Here is a 24,888-nt window from a genome sequence, read left to right on the forward strand (position 1 = left end):
CTTAGAGCAGAAACAGGGCCCTCCGTCATAATGGCAGAGGGCCCTGTTTTTATAGTCAGCGCAGTGTTTTAGGTCAACGCAGTGAAATTCGACGACGGCGGTCGGTGCCGCCGCGAAGGTCCCGGTTCAGCCTGCGGTCGCCGTGGTAGAGGATGGATTCCCAATCCACCTCTTCGGCAGTCTTGGGAACCACCAACGACTCAGGTTTCGCCTTGGGCTTGGGCTTGGGTGCGACATAAAGCCAGTTGACCGCTCCCAAGACAACATCCACCGCGGAGTTCCACAGGCCGATGTACGCCTGGATGCACATCATGGCCAACACCGCATTCAGTGAGGCGAAGGCGACGTTGCCCCAATTGCCCTGCTGGGCGTCTCTCCAAACCGTCAGCACAGAGAACGCGACGATGGCGTAGGGAATCAGGACGTAGATGGCGGGGGCAGCTGTCCGATCCTTGACCTTGGGGGTTCGGACAAAGGGAATCTTGTCGCCTGTGAGGCCCTGCTGGAGCGACTTCAAAACGCCGGCGAGGTTGACCGGCAGCAGGATGAGGTTAAAGCCGTAAATGCGGAAGATGTCGCTGAAGCGGTGCCCGCAGTCGCGAAGGTCGGAGCCCATGCACAGGAAGTACGGCAGTGCTGCAATGAAGACTGCGGGGCTAAGGAGCCTGCTGTCATAGGGGTATGCCAGCAGGAAGAGCAGCCCGAAGCTGGCCCAAGTAATTGACGCCATGTAGTTCACACGCAGGAGAACCTCGCGGAAGAGTATCCGCTGCCGTTGACTTCGCCGCTGCGAGAGTTGGTTCCAGAGCTTGGGCAGGATCAGCAGACCGCCGTTTGCCCAGCGTCGACGCTGCACCACCAGTGAGCCGAAGTCGGGTGGTGTGGCGCTGTAACTCAAACGCTCCGGATAATTGACCAGGGTCCATCCGTGGGTGCCGAGGTCAATGCTGGATTCGGTGTCTTCGATGACCGTTCGGTCCTGGATATAGGTGCGAATTTCGAATCCGCCCACCGTCTCAACTTCAACGATGTCCTCCAGGGCGCATTTGCGGATAATCGCATTGGCGCCCACCCAGAACGTGGCTCCGTAGAATGTCATGCCTTGATGAAGAATGTGCTGAATGTCCGTGGTGGCACCGGCGATCCTCTCAATACGGGTCGGAGCACCACGGAACGAAGAATAGGGCGTTTGGGTCACGGCCACGCGCTCGTTACCTGCAGATTCCAGGAAATACACCAACCGCAGGCAATAGTCCCGCAGCAAGAGGGAATCGGCGTCCAAAGTCAGCAAATAGGTACTGTCCGGGACCAGCAGATCGTCATCACGCGGAACCAAGGACGGACGAAGAACAACACTTCCAGCGGTTTCTTCCCGCCTCCACCGCTTGCCCATCAGCGAAATGTAAGCGTTGAGGTTCATGGCTTTGTTGGCCTCGTGGGAAAGGCTCGCGTACCGCTTACGCTCAAAAGTTTCAGTTCGAACGTTGAAAATCCACGTGAGCCTCAGATAGAGCTGTTCCATCCGCTCCGGGTTGGGGGCCGTGTTTTGAGCCTTTGCGGCTTCCAGCGCCAACAACACCAAGCGAAGTTCACGCGCCAATCCCATGATCACCAAGTCCACGAAGAACTCGTCCACATGGTCTTCCACGTTTTCGGCCTCAGCCATCGCCTCCAGCCACTCCACTGCTGCCTCATACTCCGTGATCAGGAGTTGGAGTTCATCGGCTTTGTCCGCACCCGGGGCATGCACAGCAAGGGGCGAAGCGTGTCTCTCCCGGAAGGTAGCAAGGGCCTCGTTGGCGCGTGCTGCCGGAGCCGACAACGCAGCTGAGATCTGACCCGCCAGCGCCCGGGTCTGTTCAAGGCGGTGAATCTTTTCCGGCTCGGTAGGGTGTGGCGGATCGTCCAGCAGCAACACCACGCGCAGATCCGGGAACTCCTGAAGGGCGGCTGACCACAGCGTTCCCCTGACCACCTGGGGTTCTTCGGCGTAGGACGGCACCAATACCGTCACTGCCTCTTTGTAGTTGGCGAAGTGATTATCGAGTTCCCCACGAGGTACCCTGCGGTGTTCCTTGAACCGGTACAGTGCCCCTTGCCGTGCCATGAGATACATCAGGGCAGAGAACGTCAGGAACGTGACAACAATCAGGTAAGAGATCGACTCAAATCCGAATCGGAAACCCGGGTTCGGATTATTAACAAACTGCCTGATGATGGTGGAGACCACGTAATAAAGCCAAGCCCCCACCGTCACAAGTATGGCAAGCCTGCCGAGCACGATCTTTCGTGAAGTGGGGGTTGGGTGAACAATGGCCAACGGCTCAGACCGCCGCTCCGACCCCCATTGCCGCTTTCGCCCCGCGTTTTCCATACGCTCAGCGGGAAGCTCCTTGGAATCCCGCGCAACATCGGATAAATCAACCAACTGGTCCGTCATAATTCCCCATCAGACTGTGAACCGCGACTTCCGGCTCGATAGCCGGTTGAACGTCCGACTTCTGTAACAAAAGCATCGCCGATTGCCCTTATAGTAATCGATAACAGCAGCCTTACGATTCCGGTGTTGGTCTACGGAAATTGATGGAACGATTCTTGGCCTCATCCAATGGCTTGGCGTCTGCTCGCTGTAAATTCAGGTCTCAATCTTGGGGGAACCATGTCGAAACACTTTCCTGGACGAAAGCTGTCCTGGATTCGGCTCTCCGTGCTGCTGGCCGTCATAGCGGCAGTTGTAGGGGCCGGCGTCGTTTCCTGGCGTAACTACACCGATACCCGTGCCGCGGCAGCGTCACCATCGTCCTTCGCGGGATACGTTGATGTGACGGCAACACCGCGTTACGCATTCGAGCAACCGGTCAGCGACAACACAAAATCAGTGGTTTTATCGTTCATCGTGGCGGACGCGAAGGATGGATGCACGCCGTCCTGGGGCACCTTCTACAGCCTGGACGCAGCGGCCTCGGACCTTGATCTGGACCGGCGTATCGCCCGGCTCCGCCAAACCGGCGGCGATATCGCCGTCTCCTTCGGTGGGCTATCCAACCAGGAACTCGCCACTGCATGCACCGACGACGGCCGGCTCCAGCAGGCCTACTCAACCGTGGTTGACCGATACGACCTCAACACCATTGACCTGGACATTGAGGGCACGGCTCTGACGGACAAGGCAGCCATCGCACGGCAAGCCAAAGCCATCACTGCAGTACAGAAGGACAGGCAGGCCGAGGGCAAGAGCCTATCCGTGTGGCTGACGTTACCCGTGGCTCCGTCGGGGCTGACCGCGGACGGGACAGCCGCCGTCGAGCAGATGCTGTCCGGCGGAGTGGAACTGGCCGGTGTGAACATCATGACCATGGACTACGGCGAAAGCCGAGTGCCAGGACAGTCCATGCTGCAAGCCTCAATAGCAGCAGCCGAAGCAACCCACGCCCAGTTGGGTGACGTCTACTCGGCAGCCCAGCAGAACCTTGGTGCGCAGACCCTATGGCGCAAGATTGGCTTGACCCCCATGATCGGCCAAAACGACATCGTGGCTGACGTGTTCACTCTGTCCGACGCCCAAGGTTTGCACGACTTCGCACAGGGCAAAGGCATCGGGCGGATGTCCATGTGGTCCTTGAACCGGGATGCCGAATGCGGGCCCAACTATCCCACCCTGACCGTGGTGTCCGACGCTTGCAGCGGCGTGCCGCAGGGTGCCGCACGTTTCTCCGACGTGCTGGGCGCAGACATTGACTCCAAAGCAACTGCCTCCCCCAGCCCGGTGCTGCCGACAGGCACAACCACTGCCACTGCCGTAGTGGACGACCCCGCCACCAGCCCTTACCCGGTCTGGTCTCCCGTGGCCACGTACGTTCAAGCGGACAGGATCGTTTGGCAGGGGAACGTCTACGAGGCCAAGTGGTGGACCAAGGATGATGTGCCCAACGACCCCATCCCGGACCGGGCCGCGGCACCATGGAAGCTGATCGGCCCCGTCCTGCCCGGCGACCGGCCCAAGCCGCAAATCACAGTTCCAGCCGGAACGTACCCGGCGTGGTCATCCAGCACCGTCTACAACAAGGGCGACCGGGTAATGCTGGACCAGCACGTCTTCGAGGCCAAGTGGTGGGTTCAAACTCAGAGCCCGGAAGCCGCGTTGCAGGGCTCCACAGATTCGGCGTGGATGAAACTCTCCAACGAGGAACTGACAAAGGTGCTGGCTGGCGGGCAGTAACGCGAACATGGGCGGGGTCCAGGCGGGCCTCGCCCGTGCTCAATGCATGAAGCCGCTGCCGTCCCAGTCCCGGTCGTACTTACCGCAGCGTGTGCAGCGCCTGTACCGGCCGCTGCCATCCTCCGCGGATTCCACGTGCCAGCGGTGGTGGAGGTTCAATTTGCACATGATCGCCTGGAGCATGGCATTCTCCGTTCGAAGCACGCTGCCCCGCGAGACGACGCGTTACATACGTGTGGTTAAGTTTAGGCCGTGGCTCTTTCCGGCGGGTAGTGGAGCTGTATTCTCTTTCTGAGCCACCACTTGATGGCCTTTTCAGGTTTGGAACTACGCCCTGCAGGTGCTGAACCATTGATGTTCCTGGGGGAACCATGAATCGATCCCGATCCGCGCGGCTCTTTGGCCGACTGAAGTCAGTGGGATTCGGGGTCACGGCCGTCGGTGCCGCGGTATTGCTGTCGGCGTGCACCATGATTCCTTTTCCGCCGGCACCCGTTGCAACTACGCCACCTGCAAGCACGGCTCCAGCAGCGCGAAATGCAGAAACCGCGACGGCGGCATGGGAAGTTGCGCTCGATCCCATCGGTCAGCCTGTGGTGGCCGACGGCGTCGCCCTGGTTTACGCGAAGACTCCAACCGGTGTGAATGCCCATGCGTTCTCAGTTGCGGATGGCAAACAGTTGTGGACCCAGCCTGTTCACCCGGGACTCGAAGCAGTCGGCGTTCCCCTTGAACCGGCTGTCACCAGAACCGCCGGAGGAAGGAGCGCGGCGATCTTCCTGCAGGCTGCAGCTCCCCCCGCGGATGATGGCGGCGTGGCGTGGTGGACTTCCCCCGTGGCCTTCGACCTACGAACCGGCAAGGAACTTTACCGCGGAAGGGAAGAACTGGTCAGCACGCGCCCCTTTGCCTGCGACGACCTTCAGGAAATGTGCTTTATCGCCTACGACGAGACCTCCCAGTCTGTAGAACATTGGGTGGACCTTGAATCCGGTGAGGACCTGGCCGGTGCCGAGATTAATCCGCTTCCCGGCAATTTTCGGCCTGTCGGCAAGCAACTGTACTCGGTGGTGGCTGACGGCATTGAAACGCTTGCCCACGTCTCTTTCGGCGAGGTCCTGTGGGAAGTAGAGATAGAAACCGTTTTTGGGAAGGGCGCCACCACCGACATGGGCTGGCACTTCAACTACTCCGAAAAACTCGATCTTTATGTTGGCTCCGTTGGCATCAACCCTACGAACTTCTCTCCCGACAAATTTACGGAACAAAGCTTCTCGCTGAACCTGCGTGAAACTACCAAAACCGTTGGACTCCGGGCTTCCAGCGGGCGGGTTTTGTGGACGGCTGAGGGCACGCAGCTTGAGTGCGCCAAAACCCTGGGCACTGCCGCTTCCAAACTGGGCGGCGGGGATGGATATCCCGTCCGGTGCGAGTACGTAGACGGTCACATCGAATTTCCCGCCGGCACATACCGGGGCAGCCACTCGAAAGTGGTGGGGTACGATCCCCTCACCGGCAAGGCCGCATGGGAATCCAAGCCGGTGGAGGTACACAGTTGGGAAACCACCGGCCTCATACCGTCAGCAAGCCATGGCGACTTCGTGATTACGGGCCACTACGCGGACTCAACCCTGGTGGACACCCGCACCGGGAAATTCCGTGGGGCAAGCTTCCAAGACGGTTTTGTCTGCTGGGAGGAAACCACGTACACCATGCCGCTTAATGGCCCCAATAAGGATCAGCCGGGTGGTGGGATCGCAGCCGGCTCGCGTACGGCCTTTCCGTGCCTCAAGAGCGGCAGCCCTGCTCCATCACTGACCTATGGTGCCCTGACCGACGTGAGCACTGTGGACAGTGACATGGCGGTCATCTCCTTTAAAGGAAAACTGGCCGGGTATAAGCTCCTCAAAGAGTTTGTCTAAACTAACCCTTGAAAACGGGCGCCCGCTTCTCTTGGAACGCCCGGAAGCCTTCGGCGTAGTCGTCGGTCTTGCACAGCCGTGCCTGCTCCGTGTTCTCCTCCGCCATGGAAGCCCAGAGGCCCAGGCGCTGGTCACGGATGTGGGCCACGAGTTCCTTGGACGCATTGAACGCCGATGTCGCCCCAAGAGCAACTCGTTGCACGATCTCCCGGGTCACGGGCAGCAATGAATCTGCCGGCATCGCGCGGCTGAACATCCCCTGCTCCACGGCTTCCGCGCCGGAGATGAGATCCGCCGTGTAGATCAGATCCAGCGTGCGATGCATGCCCAGGCGCTCCGTGAAGTACCAATGCCCGCCCGAGTCCAGCGTGGCACCGAGCTTGGCAAAGGGTGAGCCGAACTTGGCGTTGTCCGCCACGTACACAACGTCCGTGGCGAGCAGCAGTCCCAGCCCAACCCCCAGGCAAGCACCGTGAGCAGCGGCAAACGTCGGCGCCGGGAACGCGGCCATCTTCTTCAGCAGTGGCTCGACGAGTCCGCCGAGGTACGCCTGGGCGTCGTCGGTCTCCGGTGTGACGCCTGAGATGTCGCGGCCGGCACAGAAGGCGCGGCCCTCTCCGCGAAGCAGCAGCGCCCGCACCTCACCGCGTGAGGCGGCGGCAGCAGCGTCGTCGTACGCTTTGTCCAGTTGGGCAAGCGCGTCCTCGTTGAGCGAGTTCAGCTTGTCCGGGTAGTTGAGGACGATTTCGGCAATACCGTTGGCAATGGAGAGCTCGATCATGGGGACTCCTTAGACGTCGAAGTCGACGGTAACTTCTTCGCTGGTGGGGTGGGACTGGCAGGTGAGGACGTAGCCCTTATCCAGCTCGTCCTGTTCAAGGGCGTAGTTCTCATCCATGGTCACCGTACCGGTGATCAGCTTGGCGCGGCAGGTGCCGCAGACACCGCCGGCGCACGCGAACGGAACGTCGGGGCGGACACGCAGCGCGGCGTTGAGGATGGATTCGCGGGCGTGCGTGGGGCTGGCGACATCGCCGGTCAGGCCATCGAGCTTGAAGGTGATCTTGTACGAGTCCTGCGACTCGTCCTCCACAACCGGGCGGCCGGCGTTGCCCTCGGGGCGGTCCGGGCGGCCAGTGGTGAACAATTCGAAGCGCACGTGCTCGGGCTCCACGCCGCGGGAGGCGAGGGTGTCACGGCACAGTTGGACCAGTTCGAACGGCCCGCACAGGAACCACTCGTCCACGTCCTCGGCACGGATGGCGCTGCTAAGAAGCGTCTGCAGCTTCTCGGAATCGATGCGGCCGGTCATCAGCGGTGCGATGCGCTGCTCGCGGGACAACACGTGATGCAGCGCCAGGCGCGACGGGTACTTGTCCTTCAGGTCCGCCAGCTCCTCCAGGAACATGACATCCATGGCAGCTTTGTTGGCGTAAACGAGGTCGAACGTGGTTTCCGGGTTGGCTGCCAGGAGCGTCCGCGCGATCGCGATCACCGGCGTGATGCCCGAACCGGCGGCAATGGCCACGAAGCTGCCAGGCTCCCCGGCCAGCTCCTCCGGGTGGTTCATGGAGTTCATGACGTTGTGCTGGACCGAGGCGCCGTCCTTGCCGTGCCTCGAAATGAACGCACCCTGCGGGCTCATGACGTCCAGGACGTCGCCGGCCTTGAGTTCGGCGTTAGCCCACGTAGAGAAAACGCCGCCCAGGTCCTTCTTGATGGCCACGCGAATTTCGCTGCTGCCGTCCTCAAAGCTGCGCGGCTCTGCGCAAATCGAGTAACTGCGGCGGACCTCGTGCGGCTCGCCGCTCTCATCCGGGAGCGTGGTACGCAATGCAACGTACTGGCCGGGCAGGTAGTCGTACTGCCCCGCCAGCTCGGCGGGAACCCCGAACGTGACCTCAATGGCATCGTCAGTAAGGCGCCGGACTTCCGAGACGGTCAGGTTGTGGAAAGACGCACGACGGCGGCTGGCCGTCTGGGTTTCGGTGGTCATGGAATTCCTTAGAGGACTTTGAAGTAGTCGAACGGTTCCTTGCAGTCCTGGCAGACGAACAACGCCTTGCAGGACGTGGAACCAAAGCGGGTGAGTTCCTTGGTGTTCAACGACGAACACTGCGGGCATTTCACGGCCAGGCTCAGGCGGACAGGACCGGAGTGGCCACCTGCGGCAGCCATGCCGCTGGGCGGAGCGATCCCGTATTCCTCCAGCTTGGCCTTGCCGGACTCGGTCATCCAGTCAGTGGTCCACGCCGGCGACAAAACCAGGTTCACGTGAACGCTCGCGTAGCCCTCCTTCTGGAAGGCTGTCCGCAGGTCGTCACCGATGGCGTCCATCGCGGGGCAGCCCGAGTACGTGGGCGTGATGGTGACCTCGACGGCGGTACGTGAGGCACCGCCGTCGTGCTGGTTTCCAGTGGTGGCCGCCTCAGGCGAGTCAACGACGCGCACGCCGCGGAGGATCCCTAAGTCCTCGATGGTGAGGACGGGGATCTCCGGATCGCAGACCGTGGAGGCGATGTCCCAGGCCCGCTGCTCAGCGGTCTTTGATTGCGTCCCTGACAGGGTAGTCATGCTGGTCACCAGCTCGCGCCGGGATGCTCGCGGGCCAGGACCTGCATTTCAGCAAGGATGTAGCCCAGGAACTCGGAATGCTTGCCCTTGCGGCCGCCGCCCAGCGACTGCGGGACGCCGGGGATTTCCAGCTCGGCCTCAGCCATGATCTCACCGGTAAGGCGATCGAATTCGGCGCGGAGGCTGGAGGGCTGAACCGCGACACCGGCCTCGGCCAGGCGCGTGGTGAGCTCGTCGTCCTCGAAGAGTTCGTCCACATACGGCCATACGAGCTTGAAGCCTTGGATGATTCGTGCTCGGGACTCGTCCGTGCCGCCGGCCAGGCGAAGCACCCACTGCGCGCTGTGGTCGCGGTGGTAATCCACTTCCTTCACGGCCTTCGCGGAGATGGCTGCAAGGGTGGCGTCCGTGGACTCCATGAGCTTGGTGTAGAGCTCGAACTGGTAGAAGCTCACGATGAACTGCCGGGCGATAGTCACCGCGAAGTCGCCGTTGGGCTGCTCAAACAGGTGTGCGGAACGGAATTCGTGCTCGCGGCGGAAGTACGCGAGGTCGTCCTCGGACTTGCCCCAGGCAGCACCGGCATAGGTCAGGAAAGACCTTGCGTGGCCCAACTGGTCCAGCGCGATGTTGCCGAGGGCGATGTCTTCCTCGAGCTCGGGAGCACGGGAAATCCAGTGGCCCAGCCGCTGGGCGAGGATCAGGCCGTCGTCGCCGATGCGCAGCGCGAACTCTGCAACATCTTCGCTGGGCTTGACCTGTCCGCGGCTGATTTCCAGCGCGATATCCTCAGGGCGCAATGCGTTGCCGGGCGTGATGCGCGTGGCGCTTGCCGAACCGTCGCCGGAAGCACCGGCTCCCTGGACGCCAACGGAAATGTCGCCGTGGCCTTCGATGGCGAAGTCAGTATCTTTAGTGCTCACAGGTGTTTCACGCCTTCGCTCTTGGTGTAGTACGTTGCGTGGCGGTAATCCTTGCCCTGCGGGGACTCGAAGAAGGAACCCTTGGAGTCGGGATCGCTGGAGGAAATCGCCTCCGCCGGGACAACCCAAATGGAGACGCCTTCATTGCGACGGGTGTACAGGTCCCGGGCGTTCCGGAGGGCCATGGCCGCATCCGGAGCGTGCAAGGAACCTGCATGCACGTGGGACAGGCCGCGGCTGGAGCGCACGAAAACCTCCCAGAGGGACCATGGGGATTCCTGGTGCTCTTCAGTGGTGGCCGCAACCTTGGGGGCTTCGCGGTTGATTTCGCTGGCGGCGCTGGCCGGTGCTTCCGGGTTGCCGTGGGGGCTCATGCTGCGTGTTCCTTCTGTGCTTGCTTGCGGGCGTACGCCACTGCGGCTTCGCGAACCCAGGCACCGTTTTCGTGTGCCTCACGGCGGCGCTCGACGCGCTGCGAGTTGCAGGGACCGCGGCCGGCCAGGACTTCCTTGAACTCGTTCCAGTCCAAGGGTCCGTGCTCCCACTTCTTGGTTTCTTCGTTGAAACGGATGTCCTTGTCAGGGAGGGTCAGGCCGAGGACCCGGACCTGCTCCACCATCATGCCGACGAACCGGCTGCGCAGCTCGTCATTGCTGAAGCGCTTAATGTTCCAGGCCATGGATTGCTTGGAGTTGGGTGAATCGTCATCCGGCGGGCCGAACATCATCAGGGACGGCGCGTACCAGCGGTTTACTGCGTCCTGGGCCATCTGCTTCTGCGCAGGAGTACCGTTGGCGAGTTCCAGCAGGATCTCGAAACCCTGGCGCTGGTGGAACGATTCTTCCTTGCAGATGCGCACCATTGCGCGCCCATAAGGACCGTACGAGGCACGGCACAGGGGCACCTGGTTGCAGATGGCGGCACCATCCACAAGCCAACCGATAGCCCCCATGTCCGCCCAGGAAATGGTGGGGTAGTTGAAGATGGACGAGTACCGGGCCTTGCCGGCGATCAGGTCTTCCATCATCTGGTCCCGGGACTGGCCCAGGGTTTCGGCGGCCGAGTAGAGGTACAGGCCGTGACCGGCCTCGTCCTGGACCTTGGCCATGAGGATGGACTTGCGCTTCAGGCTCGGTGCCCTGGTGATCCAGTTGGCTTCCGGCTGCATGCCGATGATTTCCGAGTGTGCGTGCTGCGAGATCTGGCGCAGCAAAGTCTTGCGGTAAGCCGCCGGCATCCAGTCGCGCGGTTCGATGCGCGAGTCCTCCGAAATAATGCGATCAAAATACGCCTGTCCGGCTGCCTCCCGCTCCTGCTCTTCCGGGGACAGCTCAGCGGGCACTGACTGCAGATTCTGCGATGCCATGGTTGCTCCTAATAAATTACCGACCGTTCGTTCAGAATATGCGGAGCGGGTGATTTCAGTCAAGCGTTCGTTCCCGGGTTTGGACTTGATTCCGCGGCTCCGCGTTGTTGACAAGATCCGCGCTGCCCGCCGTGTTAACTTGGGGTGGGACCTCAGCTGTCCCCAGCCAACGCTAGAAAAGAGCCTTACGTGGAATCGCCCCAGCCCTTCAGGATTCTCACCGTCTGCACCGGGAACATCTGCCGCTCCCCCGTGGCCGAACGACTGCTGCAGACCGGGCTCAACCAGGTCAGCCCCGGAGCATTCGAGGTCCGCAGCGCCGGAACGCGGGCCATGGTGGGTGAGCCAATCCAGCCGCTCTCAGCCCAAATCATCAGCACGTTCCACGGCAGCCCCGACGGTTTTGCCGCCAGGCAACTGACCCCCAAGATCCTCAAAGAAACCGATCTGGTGCTGGCCATGACGTCCAAGCACCGCGGCGAAGTTCTCCAGCTGGATGCGTCCCTGTTGAAGCGCACCTTCACCGTCCGGGAATTTGCCCGGATGCTGGCTGTGCTGGAGAACCGCGGAGATACTGCCCAGGCCAGCGACATCACGGAATTCTGGCGTGCACTTCCCAGCAGGGCGGCCTCGGTCCGCCACCTCGCGTTGCCACCCGATCCTGCAGACAACGACGTGGTAGACCCCTACCGACGAGCGGAAGAGGTCTACCACCAGATGGAGGATGAGCTGGCCCCGGCCATCCTAGGCATCCTCCGGTTCGCGCGCCTGACGGCGCCGGCCTAATTGGTCATCACTAGTTGAGGGCAATCACCAGCATCTGGCTGGTGCCCGGAATGCAGGTCTGCAGGACAACTGCGGGGAACCCACCGAAGACTGCTGCCACATCGTTGGTGCTTCCCGGGTTGGGTACCTGGCCCCTGCCGGTGGCAGTGAAGGTTCCGTAGCCCGGGATGGAGACTGTCTCGCCGACGCCGATTCCGGAGAACCGTCCCCAGCCTCCGCAGAAATCATGCTCCGTGATGAACGTGGCGTAGGCGTTGGTTGGCGTGTAATGAATCGGCCCGATGCAGGCATCCACCATTGATTGTCCGCCGGCTCCTGCTACGTAGATGGTCCTGACAGCAGGTGCGGGAGCTGGTGCGGGTGCCGGAGCCGGGGCGGCAGCAGCGGGAGCGGCCGCGGCCGGTGCTTGGACAACAGGTGCAGCTTGGGCGGCGGGAGCTGCGGGAGCCGGCGCCGGTGCGATCACCGCAATGGGCGGTCCGGTGAGCTTCAAAACCTGTCCCGGCACGATCACCGAGTAGGCGCTAAGGCCATTGGCAGCCAACATCGCAGTGACATCCACGCCGTAGCGCGACGCTATGGCACCAACAGTGTCCCCGGATACCACCGTGTAGAGATTGGGGTCACCAGCCGGGGCAGCAGGGGCGGCCTCGACAGGAGCGGGAGCTGGTGCGGCTGGTTCGGGAGCTGGGGCGGGTGCTTCGGCAGCGGGAGCTGCTGGCACTTCAGCCGCCGGAGCTGCTTGTACTTCCGGCGCTACCTCCGCTTCGGCATCTTGGACTGGCAAAGCCGCAGGTGCTTTAGCATTGTCGTCTTTTGTAAATGGCACCTGTTCATTTGAAACAGTTTGCTCACCCGCAGGCTGCGTCGCCCAGTTGACGACGCCAAAAAACAGCGGGATCAGCGCTAATATCGCGAGCACTGCGCCGGCAATCAACAGCTTGGATTTACTGGACTGCGGCCGCCGAACATCGCCATTGCTCTTGGTTGACAGGGACGTCTGAAGATCTAAGTCATTCATGTTCATGGGAAACCCCGGGACTCCATGGCTCTGGACCGCGCGTGACAGGCCCAGTGGGCCCGCGTGAGAGAAGCGCAGCAACGTATTGGGAGGAGCACCACCCACAAATAGATGGGGGGGTGCGGTCCACCGCTGAGCCGGAGGAACGGAATTGCAATAACCCTAGGAATTTCAATAGTAGGAAAGGGCCATGCCCGTCGCACGAGTAGGAACTACTCGACTTTCCTGCTTTTGGCCTTAACGGTTACTTGGGTATTACGCAGTTTCCAAGAAATGGACTACTTGCTTTTGGTGCGGGCTGGGCGCCGCGGCGCATGGTTACGCTCACGGACAGTACGACGGCGGCACTAAAGACGGGCGCGGAGGCGGCAGGCCGCCGTCGTACTCCCGGGAAAAGCTGATCCTCGGGCATGGGCCAAACGGATCAGCGATCGGCTTGCCCCGGCTCCGTCACAGTACGTTGAGCCCAACCCAAGCCCTCGCTGCGGCTGCAACAACCAAGGAATTCATGACACTCTCCAACCATGCCCAAAACCCCTCCGCGGAATACGGATCACACCGCACAAAGAAGGGTAAGAAGACCGCCCGGAATGTGCTCCTTGGTTTTGCAGCTGCAGTTCTTTTGCTTGGCCTTGTTGCGGGCTCTTATGTCTTTAATCTGATGCAAAGCTTCAACTCCGGCTCTACCAAGATCCACAATGCCTTCCCGGAAGAATCCACCCGGCCCCAGAAGGCCGAAGGCAACACGGCAATGAACATTCTTGTCCTGGGCAGCGACTCGCGTGGTTCATCAGACGCGGATGTGGAGGCCAACACGGCCACCGATCAGCGTGCGGACACCCTGATGTTGGTGCACGTTCCCGCCGACAGGAAAAAGACCTACGCGATATCCCTGATGCGGGACCTGTGGATAGATATCCCCGGAGTGGGAGAATCAAAAATAAACGCCGCCCTTGCGTACGGTGGCGTCCCGCTGATGGTTCAGACGGTCGAGTCGCTCCTTCAGCAGCGCATCGACCACGTAGCAATGATCGATTTCCAAGGCTTCAAGGGTCTTACCGATGCCCTTGGCGGGGTTGAGGTGGACGTCAGGATTCCGTTCGCACCAAGCTCAGGACCCAAGGCAGGGCAAGTCTACGACGCCGGCAAGCAGACCCTCAACGGTGATGAAGCCCTCGCCTTTGTCCGCGAGCGCAAAGCGTTCAGCGACGGCGACTACCAGCGCGTTCGCAACCAACAGGCATACCTCAAGGCCATCATCGGCAAGGTCATTGCCCGTGAAACCCTGACCAACCCGGTCACCATCAGCAATATGGTCTCCGCTGTGTCCCCGTTCGTCAGCGTGGACAAGGACTTCGATGCCGCGGCAATCGGCAGTCTTGCCTTGTCCATGAAGGACGTCCGGGCGCAAGACACTGTGATGTTCACCCTTCCGACCCTTGGCACGGGAACATCGCCGGACGGGCAGTCGATCGTCCTGGCTGACACCACCGCGATCGCCGATGTCACAGCGGCACTCGCCAAAGATCAAGTGGATGCGTACGTCACGGCCCACGCGCTCGACAAAGGGTTCTGAGCGGCAGCGGCTACTGAGCGGCAGCGGCTACTGAGCAGCGCCGCTGAGGGTGTTGGCGCTTAGGGTGTCGGCGCTTCCCCACTTAGTGAACGGAAACAGGAAACCGTCAACCCTTCCAATGATGTCCGCCCGGCTTGCTGTCTTGACGCAACCGGCTGGCGCTCCCACGTTGCGGCATGCGGAGACAGAATCCTCGGAATTGGAGCGGTGGTCGCCTAAGAAAAGGTACTGATCCTCACCCAGAACGATCGGACCGAAGCATCGCGGTGACCTGGCCGCCGTCGAACAGTCCAGCTCATCGCGGATGAACCCGAGGTCTTGGAAGATGTATGGTTCCGCAACAGCCGCACCATTGACTGTTACTTGGCCGCCAACATCGCAGCATTCCACGGTGTCGCCCGGCAACCCCACCACCCGTTTGACCAGGTACTCCGTGTTGGCGGGACCGATCCCCGTCAGCTCACCAAACCAGCCGACGCCTGTGCGCAGGGCACCGCGTTGGGGCGCAGCACCCCATCCGGCTGGCTTGCTGAAGACAACAACGTCACCCCGCTCGGGTGCGGAGCCGATGTAGGCAGTACGGTTCACAAGCACCCGGTCCCCTACATTGAGTGTCTGCTCCATGGACCCTGAAGGTACGGAGTAAACCTTCACAACAAAACCTTGGACCAAGGACACAACCATCAACGCAAGCACGACGTGAACCCATGGTGAGCGAAGCAGCCGACGGCGACTGACGCCCTTCGCTGACTCGGAACTCATCTGCGAAGAACGTTTAGAGGATGCCCGCACCGACAGGAACGGAGATGCTGCTGGTAGCTACAAGGGTGCGGCCGCCAATAACCACGGTCACTGTGACAGCGAAAGAAGCCAGCAAACTGACTGACACGCCCGTACTGGTGCCCGCCAATCCGAAAACAATCGGGAGATTCAGCGTGCCGTTGCTCGCGACGGTGACGGGCACACTATTGGTCCATGTGGTGGACGGGAAGCCGAACTGTCCCACCAACGGTGCGGTCTGGTACACCGTGGTGCGCTGGCTGGCGGTGGTGGCTGTCCCGTCGAAGGAATACACGCCAAAGCCGCGAGCCCGGCCGACGGGGATGCTGATGCCCGCAGGACGGGCAACGGACACCGTCACAAGAGCGTCCTCCGTCACCGCACCTGGACCGTTGGTGAAAGTAAGCATGGTGGGAACGGTGACGAGTGACTGGGCCTGGAGCAAGCTAGTGCCGTCCAGCAGTCTGAGGCTGAGCAGCGAGGTGGACGAAGCCGTGAAGGCAAGACTCAAGGTGCTCACTGAAGCCACGGCCGCAGGGGCGGCGACTGCGGCAGCGATAACCGGCATGGACCAAGCAGCGCCTTTAACTACAGTGCGGCGGGAATGCGACTTGGAAACGGTAACTTCGTGGCTCATTGCTCTTCTTTCAGCTCGGAATGAAATCCAGCGGTTGGAACGCAGCGCCTTCCGAATTCCCGCCCTTGAGGAATAGACACCACCCACGGGTGGATACTCATAGTGAGCCGACGTTACGGCACCCAGGACGCAGTGCAACAGGTGACGTAGTCAGAAGGGCTACGCTCACATTCGTTCTCCAGACGTAGTTCGAAAAGGCGATCCGGGAAGCACCTCCCGGCAACCAACCGCCGGGGGCTACGCCAGCCTCTTCGCTACTGCCAGGCCCGCCAGGGCCCCGAGCGTGTTCGCGATGACATCGGACAGGGCGGTCACCCGGCCAGGTATCGCCAATTGGAGAACCTCAATAGTCCCCGAGGAAGCAGCCGCGAGAAGGGCCAACGTCCACCAACTCCACAGCCCTGGTCTCAAAAGACGGACGAACGCCCCGAACGGGACGAACAAGACGATGTTCGCGACGAACTCCACTCCAATGCCGGCCGCATCCGGTGGGAGACCGAGAAAAGAAAGCCAGCCGGCAATGACCCCCACAAAGCCTGTGACAGTGCTTGCTTCACGCGCGGGCAAAAAGACAACGAAGGCCAACGAAACGAGGTAGGCGATGAACAACGCTTTGAGCCACCACGTGGAATACTTCCGGGCAAGCACCGCTGGCCTTTCCTGGCGCCTGGGACGCCACAGGTATGCGTCCGCGCTTCCATCCAAGGGCAGCGCCGGGGCAATCATGAACAACAGCAACTATAGAAGCGAACCGGACTCCGGCCGGGTGCACCAAGCGGCATGGGCTAAAACTGCTTGATCTGCTGCTCACCCGGGCTTTTTCGGCGTATGCTCTCCTCAGCGCAGGATAGACGCGTTGTTCGCTTTGGTGGGGCCACTTTTGAAGGCGGGGGTTCAGTGGCAGGAGTGAAGCACGGAGTTCTTCCTTTGCGCTCGTCGTTGCAGCAGAAATTACCGCTGTTCCTGGTGCCGGTTGGCGTCTGTTTGGTGCTGCTTGCGTACGGTCTGGCAAGCGGAGCGGGCACGACGACGGCGCAACTGGCCGGCGACCTGGCCATCCTTCTCGCTGCACTCACCGCGCTGACCACCTATACCCTCGCTGCCCGGAAGCGCCAGGACAACAACCCGGGCCGCTGGTTCATCGTTGCGGGCTTGGCTATCTGGAGCGCCGGGCAAACGGTGTGGACCATCAATGGCATCACCCTGAACCACCAGTACCCGTTCCCCTCCTTCGCAGATATCGGCTTTGTTTGGTACGCCCTGCCCACGTCCATCGGACTGGTGCTGCTGTTAAGGGGCCAGGGGCGGCGCATTCCACTGCGCCGCACCATCCTGGACGCGGGAGTGGTGGCTAGCTCCACGTTCTTCATTGCGTGGAGCTCCGTGCTGGGCCCCTTGGCCGGAGCCACGGGCCAGGACGCTTTTGCCCAGGCCACGCAAATGGCTTACCCCATCGCAGACGTTTTCATGGTCTCCGTGGTGATCGTCCTGACCATGCGCGCAGCCCGGGGCCGCCGGCTTCCTTGGCTGAGCCTGGGAATTGGCTTCTGGGTCCTCGCCATTACAGACCTGGCGTATATGAGCTTCACGCTCCAAGGCATCTCCGGTGTCACGGGATCCCCCTTGGCGCTGGGGTGGGTGCTCGCCTTTCTGTTGGTGGGGCTCAGTCCCTTGCTCCCGGAATCAGGCACCCCGCAAGAAGACGGGCGGGTCTACGCCGCAGCCCTCGAGCTGCTTCCCTATCTGCCCGTGTTCAGTGCCGTGTTCTTCTCGCGCAGCCGTCCCATCGGGGAGGACCGCATCCTGCTGGTCACCGGGCTGGTGGTGATTGTCTTCGTGATCGTGCGGCAGGTTCTGATCGTCGTCGAAAATGTGACGCTGACCCGCGAACTCGAATCGAAGGTGGCCCAACGCACCGCCGAGCTTGAGGGTTTGGGGGCAATCGTCAATTCCTCCGGCGACGCCATCATCGGCGAAACCCCCGACGGCATGATCACCAGCTGGAACCCCGGCGCCGAGCGCATCTTCGGCTACCCCGCTTCTGAAGCAATCGGCCGGCAGGGAGACTTCTTTGTTCCGCAGGACTTGGTGGAGAACGAACGCCGGGCGTTGGAGAGCACCGCCCAAAGCGGCCACGTGCAGAACTACGAAAGCCAGCGGCAACGCGGCGACGGCAAGGTTATCCCCGTGTCCGTGACGCTCTCGCCCGTCCGGGGCGAATCCGGCATCCGCGGCGTCGCCACCATCTCCCGCGACATCACCGAACGCAAAGCCGCCGAGAAGGAACTCCTCGCAGCCCGCGAAGCAGCTTTGGAGGCCAGCCGCCTCAAGTCCGAGTTCCTGGCCACCATGAGCCACGAGATCCGGACTCCACTCAACGCCGTGATCGGCCTGACCTCGCTCATGATGGACACGCCCCTCAGCGAAGGCCAGAGGCAGTACGCGCAAGGAGTGAAGGGTGCGGGCGAGGTCCTGCTGACACTGATCAACGACATCCTTGACTTCTCCAAACTTGAGGCCGGCAAAGTGGACCTGGACATCAACGCCTTCGACCCCCGGGAGCTGGTGGAAGAAGTAGCAGGACTGGTTGTGGAAGCTGCCCAGGGCAAGGACCTGGAACTCATTTCCTACTGCCACCCGGACGTTCCGGCTCGCCTGATGGGCGACGCCGGGCGCATCCGGCAGATCCTGCTCAACCTGTCCTCCAACGCGGTCAAGTTCACTCCCGACGGTGAAGTGGAAGTCCAGGTCTCCGTTCTTGCCCACGACCCAAATCTTGCCCACGACCCGAACAAGGCATCCCTGCGCTTCGAGGTAAGGGACACCGGCATTGGCATCAGCGCCGAAAACCATCAGAGGCTCTTCGAATCCTTCGCCCAAGCGGACGCCTCCACCACACGCCGCTACGGAGGAACGGGACTGGGCCTGGCCATCTCACGGCGCCTCACTGAAGTCATGGGTGGCAAGATCGGCCTGGACAGTGAGCCTGGAGTGGGCAGCCGCTTCTGGTTTGATCTTGAACTGCCTCTTGGCCCGGCCGCCACTGAAACGGAATCCTTGCCTGCCACGTTGGCCGGACGCCGGGTGTTGGTGGTGGACGACAACGCAACCAACCGCCTGGTGCTCGATACCCAACTGGCCAGCTGGGGCATGGTCCCCGTCTCGGTTGCCGACGCTGCCTCTGCACTGGACGAATACCGGGCTGCGGCTTCATCGAGCCACCCGTACGACATCGCCGTTGTGGACATGTGCATGCCCGACACGGACGGGCTTCAACTTGCCCGCAACATCAAGAACGAGAGCAACGGTTCCGGCGGGCCGGGGATCATCCTGTTGACCTCCACCATGCAGGTGGAAAGGAGCGACCTTACCTCGGCGGGAATCCGCGAATACCTCACCAAACCCGTGCGCAGCTCCGAGCTCTACAACCGTCTCCTGCGCGTGCTGGCCACAAAGACTACCGGCGCACCTTCAGCGCCGGCGATTAATCACCCCGTTGAAACAGCCGATCCTGTGCCGCGGCTCGGGAAGCTGCTGGTAGCGGAGGACAACGAAGTCAACCAGCTAGTGGCCCGTGGCATGGCGAACCGTCTCGGCTACGAAGTGCACATTGTGGACGACGGCGAGCAGGCCGTTTCCGCCGCACTATCCGGCACGTACGCGGCGGTGCTCATGGACTGCCACATGCCCGTCATGGACGGCTTCGACGCAACCAAGGCCATCCGTGCCCGCAACGGTCACTCCGCCAGGATTCCCATCATCGCCATGACGGCCGGCGCCCTGGATGAGGACCGCGAGCGCTGCTTCGCTGCGGGCATGGACGACTACATCAGCAAGCCCGTGGATCTGGCCAAACTCGCTGAAGTCCTCGCCCGGTGGGTACCGCAACAAGAGCAAACGTCGACGGCGGGTGGCTGGGTGGACGCCGCAGCTTCGGCGGCCGTCGCACAACAGCCGGCGGAAGCACCGGCGTCGAACGTTGTTGTTCTTGACGAGGAACGGCTGCAGATCCTGCGGGAGCTGGGACCCGCCGACGGTTTTGGTCTCTTGCCCGAGGCCATCAGGGCTTTCCGGCAGGATACCCAAAGTGCCTTGGAGACGTTGCGCGCTGCCCTGGCAACCGGTCAAGCCGCAGCTGTGGAGGCGGCAGCGCACAAGCTCGCGGGCGCGGCAGCCAACATAGGAGCGGTTGGAGCTGCCGGCCTTTGCAAGGATCTGGAACGGCTCGGACGCGATGCAGGACCGCAACTGGGAGCCGATGGAGCGCTGTTGCTGGGCCACTTGGACACTGAACTCACGCGTGTGAACCAGGCACTCGAACGCACCCTCACCGGAGCAGACTTAAAGGGAACACCATGAAAATCCTCATCGCCGACGATGACCAGATCTCCCGAATGATTACCAAGGCCGCCGTGGAGCAGTCCGGCCACGAGTGCATCGTGGCCGTTGACGGCGACTCTGCGTGGCAGCTCTATAAGGAACACAGCCCTGAAGCTGTGGTGACCGACCTGATGATGCCCGGCCTCAACGGGCTGGATCTTTGCCGCGCCATCCGGGCGGCCGAGGAAGATCGCTATACCTACGTGATCCTGGTGACCTCGCACGGTTCCCGGAAAGATGTCTTGGCCGGAATGGAAGCCGGAGCTGATGACTACGTCACCAAACCCTTGGATCCGTTCAGCCTCCACATCCGCCTCCTGGCCGCCCAACGCATCACCTCCTTGCACGCTGACCTCGCCCGATACCGTTCTGCGTTGACTGAACAGGCGCGGACGGACCCGCTGACAAAACTGCACAACCGCCTGAAATTGGCCGAGGACCTGGGCACACTGCACGGCGGAGGCGCGCCGGATCTGGACTACTGCCTGGCCATGGTGGATGTGGACAACTTCAAGAGCTACAACGACATCTACGGTCATCAGGCGGGCGACGCTGCACTGATTTCCATCGCGTCAACGCTGGCCGGTGAGGTGCGGAAGTCTGATGGCGTTTACAGGTTCGGCGGCGAAGAATTCCTGTTGCTCCTGCGCGATCAACGGGCCGCCGACGCACGGACGGTGATGGAGCGTGTTCGGACCGCGGTGCAGGAGCTGCGGATCGAGCATTCCGGCGATCCCGACGGCGTCCTGACCATCAGTGCGGGCATCTCGGCCTTTACCGACGGTCACCGTGCCGGAACCGAACAACTCCTGCGTGAAGCCGACCTCGCCCTGTACGCAGCGAAGGCCTCCGGCCGGAACCGGGTGTCCTTGGCAAAGTCGTGACGCTGATCCGAAGGTCCCGGCCGCTCTGAGCGAAATAGCTGGTTCTGTGTCAGAGCCCGTCTATAGAGTGGCCACATGAGCCACACTTCTTCCGTGCCTGCCACCACCGCTGCCAAGGCACCCACTCTCCAGCCTCCTGTCGCCAAGCAGATTCCCACGCGCCGCGAACACCACGGCGATGTCTTCGTGGACAATTACGAGTGGCTCAGGGAAAAGGAATCCTCCGAGGTGGTGGACCATCTGAAGGCAGAGAACGCCTACCAGGAGGCACTGACGGCGCATCAGGAACCGCTTCGCGAAGCGATGTTCCAGGAGATCAAGGGCCGCACCCAAGAGACGGATCTTTCCGTGCCCGCCCGCAAGGATGGCTGGTGGTACTACAGCCGTTCCGTGGAGGGCAAGGAGTACAGCATCCAGTGCCGTGTCCTGGCCCGGGACACCGGCGATCCTGTGGCGGACTGGACTCCCCCGTCAGTCGAGGCAGGCGTTGAACTTCCCGGCGAGCAAGTACTTTTGGACGGCAATATCGAAGCAGAAGGCCAGCCGTTCTTCAGCATGGGCGGTGCCGCCGTGACCATCGACGGCAACCTGTACGCCTACGCGGTGGACAACTCCGGAGACGAACGCTTCACCCTCCGGATCAAGGACCTGCGCACAGGTGAACTCCTCCCGGACATCATCGAGGACATTTTCTACGGAGTGGCTTTCTCCCCGGACGGTACGCGCCTCTTCTACACAGTGGTGGATGATTCGTGGCGCCCCTACCAAGTGAAGTCCCATATCCTGGGCACGCCCGTGGCTGAGGATGAGGTCCTGTACCAGGAGGACGACGTCGCCATGTGGCTCGGCTTCGACCTCTCCTCCGACCGCCGCCACCTGGTGCTCAGCATCGGCTGCTCCGAGTTCAGTGAGACGCGGCTGCTCCGTTTCGAAGACTACGACGCCGGCCTCCACACCGTCATTTCCCGCGAGCATCATATTCTCTACGAGGCCGAACCCTTCCTCCTGGACGGCAAGGAAACCCTGCTCCTGACCCACAACAAGGACGCCATTAATTCGATGGTGAGCCTGGTGGACCCGGCTGAACTCAGCAAGCCGCTGGCCGAGCAGCACTGGCGTACCGTCGTCGAGCATTCCGACGACGTTCGCGTCAACGGCGCTGGCGTGACGTCCACGCACCTGGTGTTGTCCGTCCGCAAGGACACCATCGAGCGCGTGCAGGTTCTCCCGCTGGCGGGTCTGGGCACAGCGACTCAAGGCGCGCCTGTGGAGCCCGCGTTCCATGAAGAGCTTTACACCGCGGGTGTATCCGGCTCCGACTACGAATCCCCCGTAATCCGCATGGGCTACACCTCGTACTTCACGCCGTCGCGCGTCTACGACTTCGTCCTGCCCACCGCAGAACAGCCCGGTGGCGAGTTGCTGCTGCGCAAAGAAAGCCCCGTGCTGGGCGGCTACTCCGCCTCGGATTACGTGGCCACCCGCGAATGGGCAACGGCCGACGACGGCACCCAGGTCCCGTTGTCGGTGCTGCGTCACGCTTCGGTACAGCAGGATGGCACCGCCGCCGGGCTGGTATACGGCTACGGCTCCTACGAGCTGAGCATGGATCCAGGCTTCGGCGTTGCCAGATTGTCCCTTCTGGACCGCGGAATCGTCATGGTGATCGCCCACATCCGCGGCGGCGGCGAACTGGGACGCAAATGGTACGAGGACGGCAAGAAGTTCACCAAGAAGAACACTTTCACGGACTTCATCGCGGCCACGGACTGGCTGGCTGGCTCGGGTTGGGTTGACCCTTCGCGCATCGCCGCCATGGGTGGATCAGCGGGTGGCCTGCTCATGGGCGCCGTGGCTAACATGGCCCCGGAAAAGTACGCTGCCGTGGTGGCGCAGGTGCCGTTCGTGGATGCCTTGACCACCATCCTGGACCCCGAGCTTCCGCTGTCCGCTTTGGAATGGGAGGAATGGGGCAACCCCATTACAGATCCCGAGGCTTACGCGTACATGAAGTCCTACACTCCGTACGAGAATGTGGGGGCCGTGCCCTACCCCAAGATCGCTGCCGTGACGTCGTTCAACGACACCCGTGTGCTGTACGTCGAGCCGGCCAAGTGGGTCCAGGCGTTGCGTTCGGCGTCCACGGGTTCCGAGCCGATCGTCATGAAGATCGAAATGGACGGTGGCCATGGCGGTGCGTCGGGCCGGTACGTGCAGTGGCGCGAGCGCGCATGGGACTACGCGTTCATAGCCGATTCCGTCGGCGCCACGGAACTGCTCCCGGGCGCCGGCCTCAAGTAGTAGGCACCCGCACCCATCTGGATAGGAGATCAGGCCGTTCTCAGCCCTGAGAACGGCCTGATCTTCGACCCAGTTGGGCTATGCGACTTAGTTGGGCTGTGCGACTTAGTTGGGTTAGCGGGCGCGGAGCAGCGCGTAATAGCCGGGGATGAGGTCCGGGGACGACGGATTACTCAACGGGCGCGTCTCGATGCTCGCTGAACCTTCCTCCACGAGGTTCCAGTCCGCCGTCGGGAAGGCCTTGGCACGTTGCGCGGCACCGAAGCGGCCAGGCATCGGCAGTCCCCGGATAGCCCCCTCAAGCGGCGCCGGGATGGAGTTACGAGTGGCTCCAAGGTGGCTGACGTAATCCACAGGGGTACCGGGGAAGTTGGTCTCGGCCAGGAACACGCCACCGCGGGTCCCGACGACGGGCAGCAGGTTTGCGGCCAAAGCCGCCCGGTCGCCGCGGTCCAATACGTGCAGAACCCCGCGGATGAACACGTTCGCGTCCCCCTCCCAGCCCTTCGCTTCCAAAGCCGTTGCCACGATCTGCGCAGCGCCAGGTGCCGTCATGTCGCACACAGCGAACGACGCCGTCGTGATCCCTGCCGCCTCATGCCGGGCACGGTCCACCGCGTTGGCGGAATAATCAAGCCCCAACGCATGCGGGAAATGCTGCGCCAGCAGCCGGGTGAAACTGCCGTTGCCGCACCCCACATCAACTATGGGCAAGGCCGGGTCCAACTGTTCCAGCGTGGGGAGATAGCCATGCAGTTCATGGGCGCTTCCCGAATCCCACAGGACATCGCCCGAGGCACCGGTTGAACGGACCCTGCCCCAATACTGGTCCCACGCCGTGAGCGGGTCCTTGGGCGCGGCCGACGACAGCCTGATGAGGCGGGGTATCAGCAGGTACTTCCTCAGCGCGGAGAACATTCTCCAAATATATGGGGCGCTAAGCCTCCACCAGCCACTCCAAGGCTTCTGTTTCGGATGTGAAGAACTTGGTAGGGCACGGCGGCTTCATGATGCCCAGGAAGAAGTTGGCAATGACCCTGTCCACAGGGGACGAACCCCACAGGGCGATCCGGGAAGCCTGGCAAGGCTTGGCAAACACTGACCGTGCGCCCCTGGTGACATCGTCCGTAGTCGCCATATCAACAATCATGGGGTGCCGGTCCGCACCGCAGAGTTCATTCACCCTGTCCATGGCCCTTTGGGCATCCGCTTCCTTGATCCTGGCGCCACGCGGCCACGTCAGGCGCAGGATCCCGGACTCTTCGAGTTCCAGATCGAACATCACCTGTTGATGGTCTTGCGGTGTAGCTGGGTGGTCCACAATTCTCCTCGCACAGTTCAGGAAAGCTGCTGGGGACACCGGACCGGATCCCCCGCACTCACTCCCCCAAGGCTGTCTAATCCTGGAGCCAAAGTAAAGATGTGTCCCACGACTCAAAAAGGCCCATTTACAGTTAGGCCGCCATTGGCCGCGGTGCCGCTGATAGGGTGTTGCCAAATCCGGAATTACCACGGACGA

At 61.9% G+C, this 24,888-nt stretch carries 20 protein-coding genes; 7 read left to right on the forward strand and 13 right to left on the reverse strand.

Annotated features, from left to right (window positions below; all coding sequences use genetic code 11):
- Positions 1-73: 73 nt before the first annotated feature.
- Complete coding sequence (locus ARUE_RS16785; RefSeq protein WP_043471451.1) at positions 74-2,374, reverse strand: glycosyltransferase family 2 protein; 2,301 nt, start codon at positions 2,372-2,374, stop codon at positions 74-76.
- Between the two features lie 285 nt (positions 2,375-2,659).
- Here ARUE_RS16785 and ARUE_RS16790 point away from each other — a divergent pair, with 285 nt between their 5' ends.
- Complete coding sequence (locus tag ARUE_RS16790) at positions 2,660-4,219, forward strand: chitinase (RefSeq protein ID WP_011775843.1); 1,560 nt, start codon at positions 2,660-2,662, stop codon at positions 4,217-4,219.
- 371 nt (positions 4,220-4,590) lie between these two features.
- Positions 4,591-6,141 carry an outer membrane protein assembly factor BamB family protein gene (locus ARUE_RS16795; RefSeq protein WP_014922587.1) on the forward strand — a complete coding sequence of 517 codons (1,551 nt, stop codon included), beginning with the start codon at positions 4,591-4,593 and terminating at the stop codon, positions 6,139-6,141.
- A gap of 1 nt (position 6,142) precedes the next feature.
- Here the strand turns inward: ARUE_RS16795 and ARUE_RS16800 are convergent, their stop codons facing one another.
- Genes ARUE_RS16800 through paaA form a run of 6 tightly spaced genes read right to left on the reverse strand, consistent with a single transcriptional unit; the run spans position 6,143 to position 11,004 of the window.
- On the reverse strand, positions 6,143-6,922 hold the full coding sequence (locus tag ARUE_RS16800) for an enoyl-CoA hydratase/isomerase family protein (protein ID WP_011775846.1): 780 nt from the start codon (positions 6,920-6,922) through the stop codon (positions 6,143-6,145).
- A gap of 9 nt (positions 6,923-6,931) precedes the next feature.
- Positions 6,932-8,137 (reverse strand): 1,2-phenylacetyl-CoA epoxidase subunit PaaE, encoded by a 1,206-nt coding sequence (paaE, locus tag ARUE_RS16805; protein WP_014922588.1) that lies wholly within the window; start codon positions 8,135-8,137, stop codon positions 6,932-6,934.
- An 8-nt stretch (positions 8,138-8,145) separates the two neighbouring features.
- Complete coding sequence (gene paaD, locus ARUE_RS16810) at positions 8,146-8,715, reverse strand: 1,2-phenylacetyl-CoA epoxidase subunit PaaD (RefSeq protein ID WP_187329897.1); 570 nt, start codon at positions 8,713-8,715, stop codon at positions 8,146-8,148.
- Between the two features lie 5 nt (positions 8,716-8,720).
- Entirely contained in the window at positions 8,721-9,638 is a 918-nt protein-coding gene (gene paaC, locus ARUE_RS16815; RefSeq protein WP_011775849.1) for a 1,2-phenylacetyl-CoA epoxidase subunit PaaC, read from the reverse strand.
- Positions 9,635-10,012, reverse strand: a complete 378-nt coding sequence (gene paaB / locus ARUE_RS16820) for a 1,2-phenylacetyl-CoA epoxidase subunit PaaB (protein WP_011775850.1) — start codon at positions 10,010-10,012, stop codon at positions 9,635-9,637. Before paaB ends, paaC begins: the two co-directional genes overlap by 4 nt.
- The gene (gene paaA / locus ARUE_RS16825; protein WP_011775851.1) at positions 10,009-11,004 is read right to left on the reverse strand and encodes a 1,2-phenylacetyl-CoA epoxidase subunit PaaA; all 996 of its coding nucleotides are present in this window, start codon (positions 11,002-11,004) and stop codon (positions 10,009-10,011) included. The genes paaB and paaA overlap by 4 nt, the downstream gene beginning before the upstream one ends.
- A gap of 189 nt (positions 11,005-11,193) precedes the next feature.
- On the opposite strand from paaA, the gene ARUE_RS16830 reads away from it, so the two are divergent.
- Entirely contained in the window at positions 11,194-11,790 is a 597-nt protein-coding gene (locus tag ARUE_RS16830; RefSeq protein ID WP_011775852.1) for an arsenate reductase/protein-tyrosine-phosphatase family protein, read from the forward strand.
- 10 nt (positions 11,791-11,800) lie between these two features.
- Here ARUE_RS16830 and ARUE_RS16835 read toward each other — a convergent pair whose 3' ends face one another.
- Entirely contained in the window at positions 11,801-12,817 is a 1,017-nt protein-coding gene (locus tag ARUE_RS16835) for a LysM peptidoglycan-binding domain-containing protein (RefSeq protein WP_014922589.1), read from the reverse strand.
- 502 nt (positions 12,818-13,319) lie between these two features.
- Here ARUE_RS16835 and ARUE_RS16840 point away from each other — a divergent pair.
- Positions 13,320-14,387 (forward strand): LCP family protein, encoded by a 1,068-nt coding sequence (locus tag ARUE_RS16840; RefSeq protein WP_051025018.1) that lies wholly within the window; start codon positions 13,320-13,322, stop codon positions 14,385-14,387.
- Between the two features lie 27 nt (positions 14,388-14,414).
- Here the strand turns inward: ARUE_RS16840 and lepB are convergent, their stop codons facing one another.
- The 3 genes from lepB to ARUE_RS16855 form a co-directional block, all read right to left on the reverse strand.
- On the reverse strand, positions 14,415-15,149 hold the full coding sequence (lepB, locus tag ARUE_RS16845; RefSeq protein WP_014922591.1) for a signal peptidase I: 735 nt from the start codon (positions 15,147-15,149) through the stop codon (positions 14,415-14,417).
- Between the two features lie 13 nt (positions 15,150-15,162).
- Positions 15,163-15,804, reverse strand: a complete 642-nt coding sequence (locus ARUE_RS16850) for a hypothetical protein (RefSeq protein WP_238324368.1) — start codon at positions 15,802-15,804, stop codon at positions 15,163-15,165.
- Between the two features lie 237 nt (positions 15,805-16,041).
- Entirely contained in the window at positions 16,042-16,530 is a 489-nt protein-coding gene (locus ARUE_RS16855; protein ID WP_011775857.1) for a VanZ family protein, read from the reverse strand.
- A gap of 171 nt (positions 16,531-16,701) precedes the next feature.
- On the opposite strand from ARUE_RS16855, the gene ARUE_RS16860 reads away from it, so the two are divergent.
- From ARUE_RS16860 to ARUE_RS16870, 3 genes are all read left to right on the forward strand, one after another.
- On the forward strand, positions 16,702-20,163 hold the full coding sequence (locus ARUE_RS16860; protein ID WP_014922593.1) for a hybrid sensor histidine kinase/response regulator: 3,462 nt from the start codon (positions 16,702-16,704) through the stop codon (positions 20,161-20,163).
- Positions 20,160-21,068: a GGDEF domain-containing response regulator gene (locus ARUE_RS16865; protein WP_014922594.1), complete on the forward strand. Its 909-nt coding sequence runs from the start codon at positions 20,160-20,162 to the stop codon at positions 21,066-21,068. Before ARUE_RS16860 ends, ARUE_RS16865 begins: the two co-directional genes overlap by 4 nt.
- Before the next feature lie 75 nt (positions 21,069-21,143).
- Positions 21,144-23,369 carry a S9 family peptidase gene (locus ARUE_RS16870; protein ID WP_014922595.1) on the forward strand — a complete coding sequence of 742 codons (2,226 nt, stop codon included), beginning with the start codon at positions 21,144-21,146 and terminating at the stop codon, positions 23,367-23,369.
- A gap of 114 nt (positions 23,370-23,483) precedes the next feature.
- Here the strand turns inward: ARUE_RS16870 and ARUE_RS16875 are convergent, their stop codons facing one another.
- Positions 23,484-24,287 carry a class I SAM-dependent methyltransferase gene (locus ARUE_RS16875; RefSeq protein WP_014922596.1) on the reverse strand — a complete coding sequence of 268 codons (804 nt, stop codon included), beginning with the start codon at positions 24,285-24,287 and terminating at the stop codon, positions 23,484-23,486.
- Positions 24,288-24,306: 19 nt separating this feature from the next.
- Entirely contained in the window at positions 24,307-24,690 is a 384-nt protein-coding gene (locus ARUE_RS16880; RefSeq protein WP_011775862.1) for a DUF7793 family protein, read from the reverse strand.
- Positions 24,691-24,888: the final 198 nt, after the last annotated feature.

Origin of the sequence: Arthrobacter sp. Rue61a (assembly GCF_000294695.2) — a bacterium.
Classification (GTDB): Bacteria; Actinomycetota; Actinomycetes; order Actinomycetales; family Micrococcaceae; genus Arthrobacter; species Arthrobacter aurescens_A.

Excerpts from the sequence above, each read along its gene's own strand:
- ARUE_RS16785 (WP_043471451.1), bottom strand. The coding sequence starts at position 2,374 with ATGGAAAACGCGGGGCGAAAGCGGCAATGGGGGTCGGAGCGGCGGTCT.
- ARUE_RS16790 (WP_011775843.1), top strand. The coding sequence starts at position 2,660 with ATGTCGAAACACTTTCCTGGACGAAAGCTGTCCTGGATTCGGCTCTCC.
- ARUE_RS16795 (WP_014922587.1), top strand. The coding sequence starts at position 4,591 with ATGAATCGATCCCGATCCGCGCGGCTCTTTGGCCGACTGAAGTCAGTG.
- ARUE_RS16800 (WP_011775846.1), bottom strand. The coding sequence starts at position 6,922 with ATGATCGAGCTCTCCATTGCCAACGGTATTGCCGAAATCGTCCTCAAC.
- paaE (WP_014922588.1), bottom strand. The coding sequence starts at position 8,137 with ATGACCACCGAAACCCAGACGGCCAGCCGCCGTCGTGCGTCTTTCCAC.
- paaD (WP_187329897.1), bottom strand. The coding sequence starts at position 8,715 with ATGACTACCCTGTCAGGGACGCAATCAAAGACCGCTGAGCAGCGGGCC.
- paaB (WP_011775850.1), bottom strand. The coding sequence starts at position 10,012 with ATGAGCCCCCACGGCAACCCGGAAGCACCGGCCAGCGCCGCCAGCGAA.
- paaA (WP_011775851.1), bottom strand. The coding sequence starts at position 11,004 with ATGGCATCGCAGAATCTGCAGTCAGTGCCCGCTGAGCTGTCCCCGGAA.
- ARUE_RS16835 (WP_014922589.1), bottom strand. The coding sequence starts at position 12,817 with ATGAACATGAATGACTTAGATCTTCAGACGTCCCTGTCAACCAAGAGC.
- ARUE_RS16840 (WP_051025018.1), top strand. The coding sequence starts at position 13,320 with ATGACACTCTCCAACCATGCCCAAAACCCCTCCGCGGAATACGGATCA.
- lepB (WP_014922591.1), bottom strand. The coding sequence starts at position 15,149 with ATGAGTTCCGAGTCAGCGAAGGGCGTCAGTCGCCGTCGGCTGCTTCGC.
- ARUE_RS16850 (WP_238324368.1), bottom strand. The coding sequence starts at position 15,804 with ATGAGCCACGAAGTTACCGTTTCCAAGTCGCATTCCCGCCGCACTGTA.
- ARUE_RS16855 (WP_011775857.1), bottom strand. The coding sequence starts at position 16,530 with ATGATTGCCCCGGCGCTGCCCTTGGATGGAAGCGCGGACGCATACCTG.
- ARUE_RS16865 (WP_014922594.1), top strand. The coding sequence starts at position 20,160 with ATGAAAATCCTCATCGCCGACGATGACCAGATCTCCCGAATGATTACC.
- ARUE_RS16870 (WP_014922595.1), top strand. The coding sequence starts at position 21,144 with ATGAGCCACACTTCTTCCGTGCCTGCCACCACCGCTGCCAAGGCACCC.
- ARUE_RS16875 (WP_014922596.1), bottom strand. The coding sequence starts at position 24,287 with ATGTTCTCCGCGCTGAGGAAGTACCTGCTGATACCCCGCCTCATCAGG.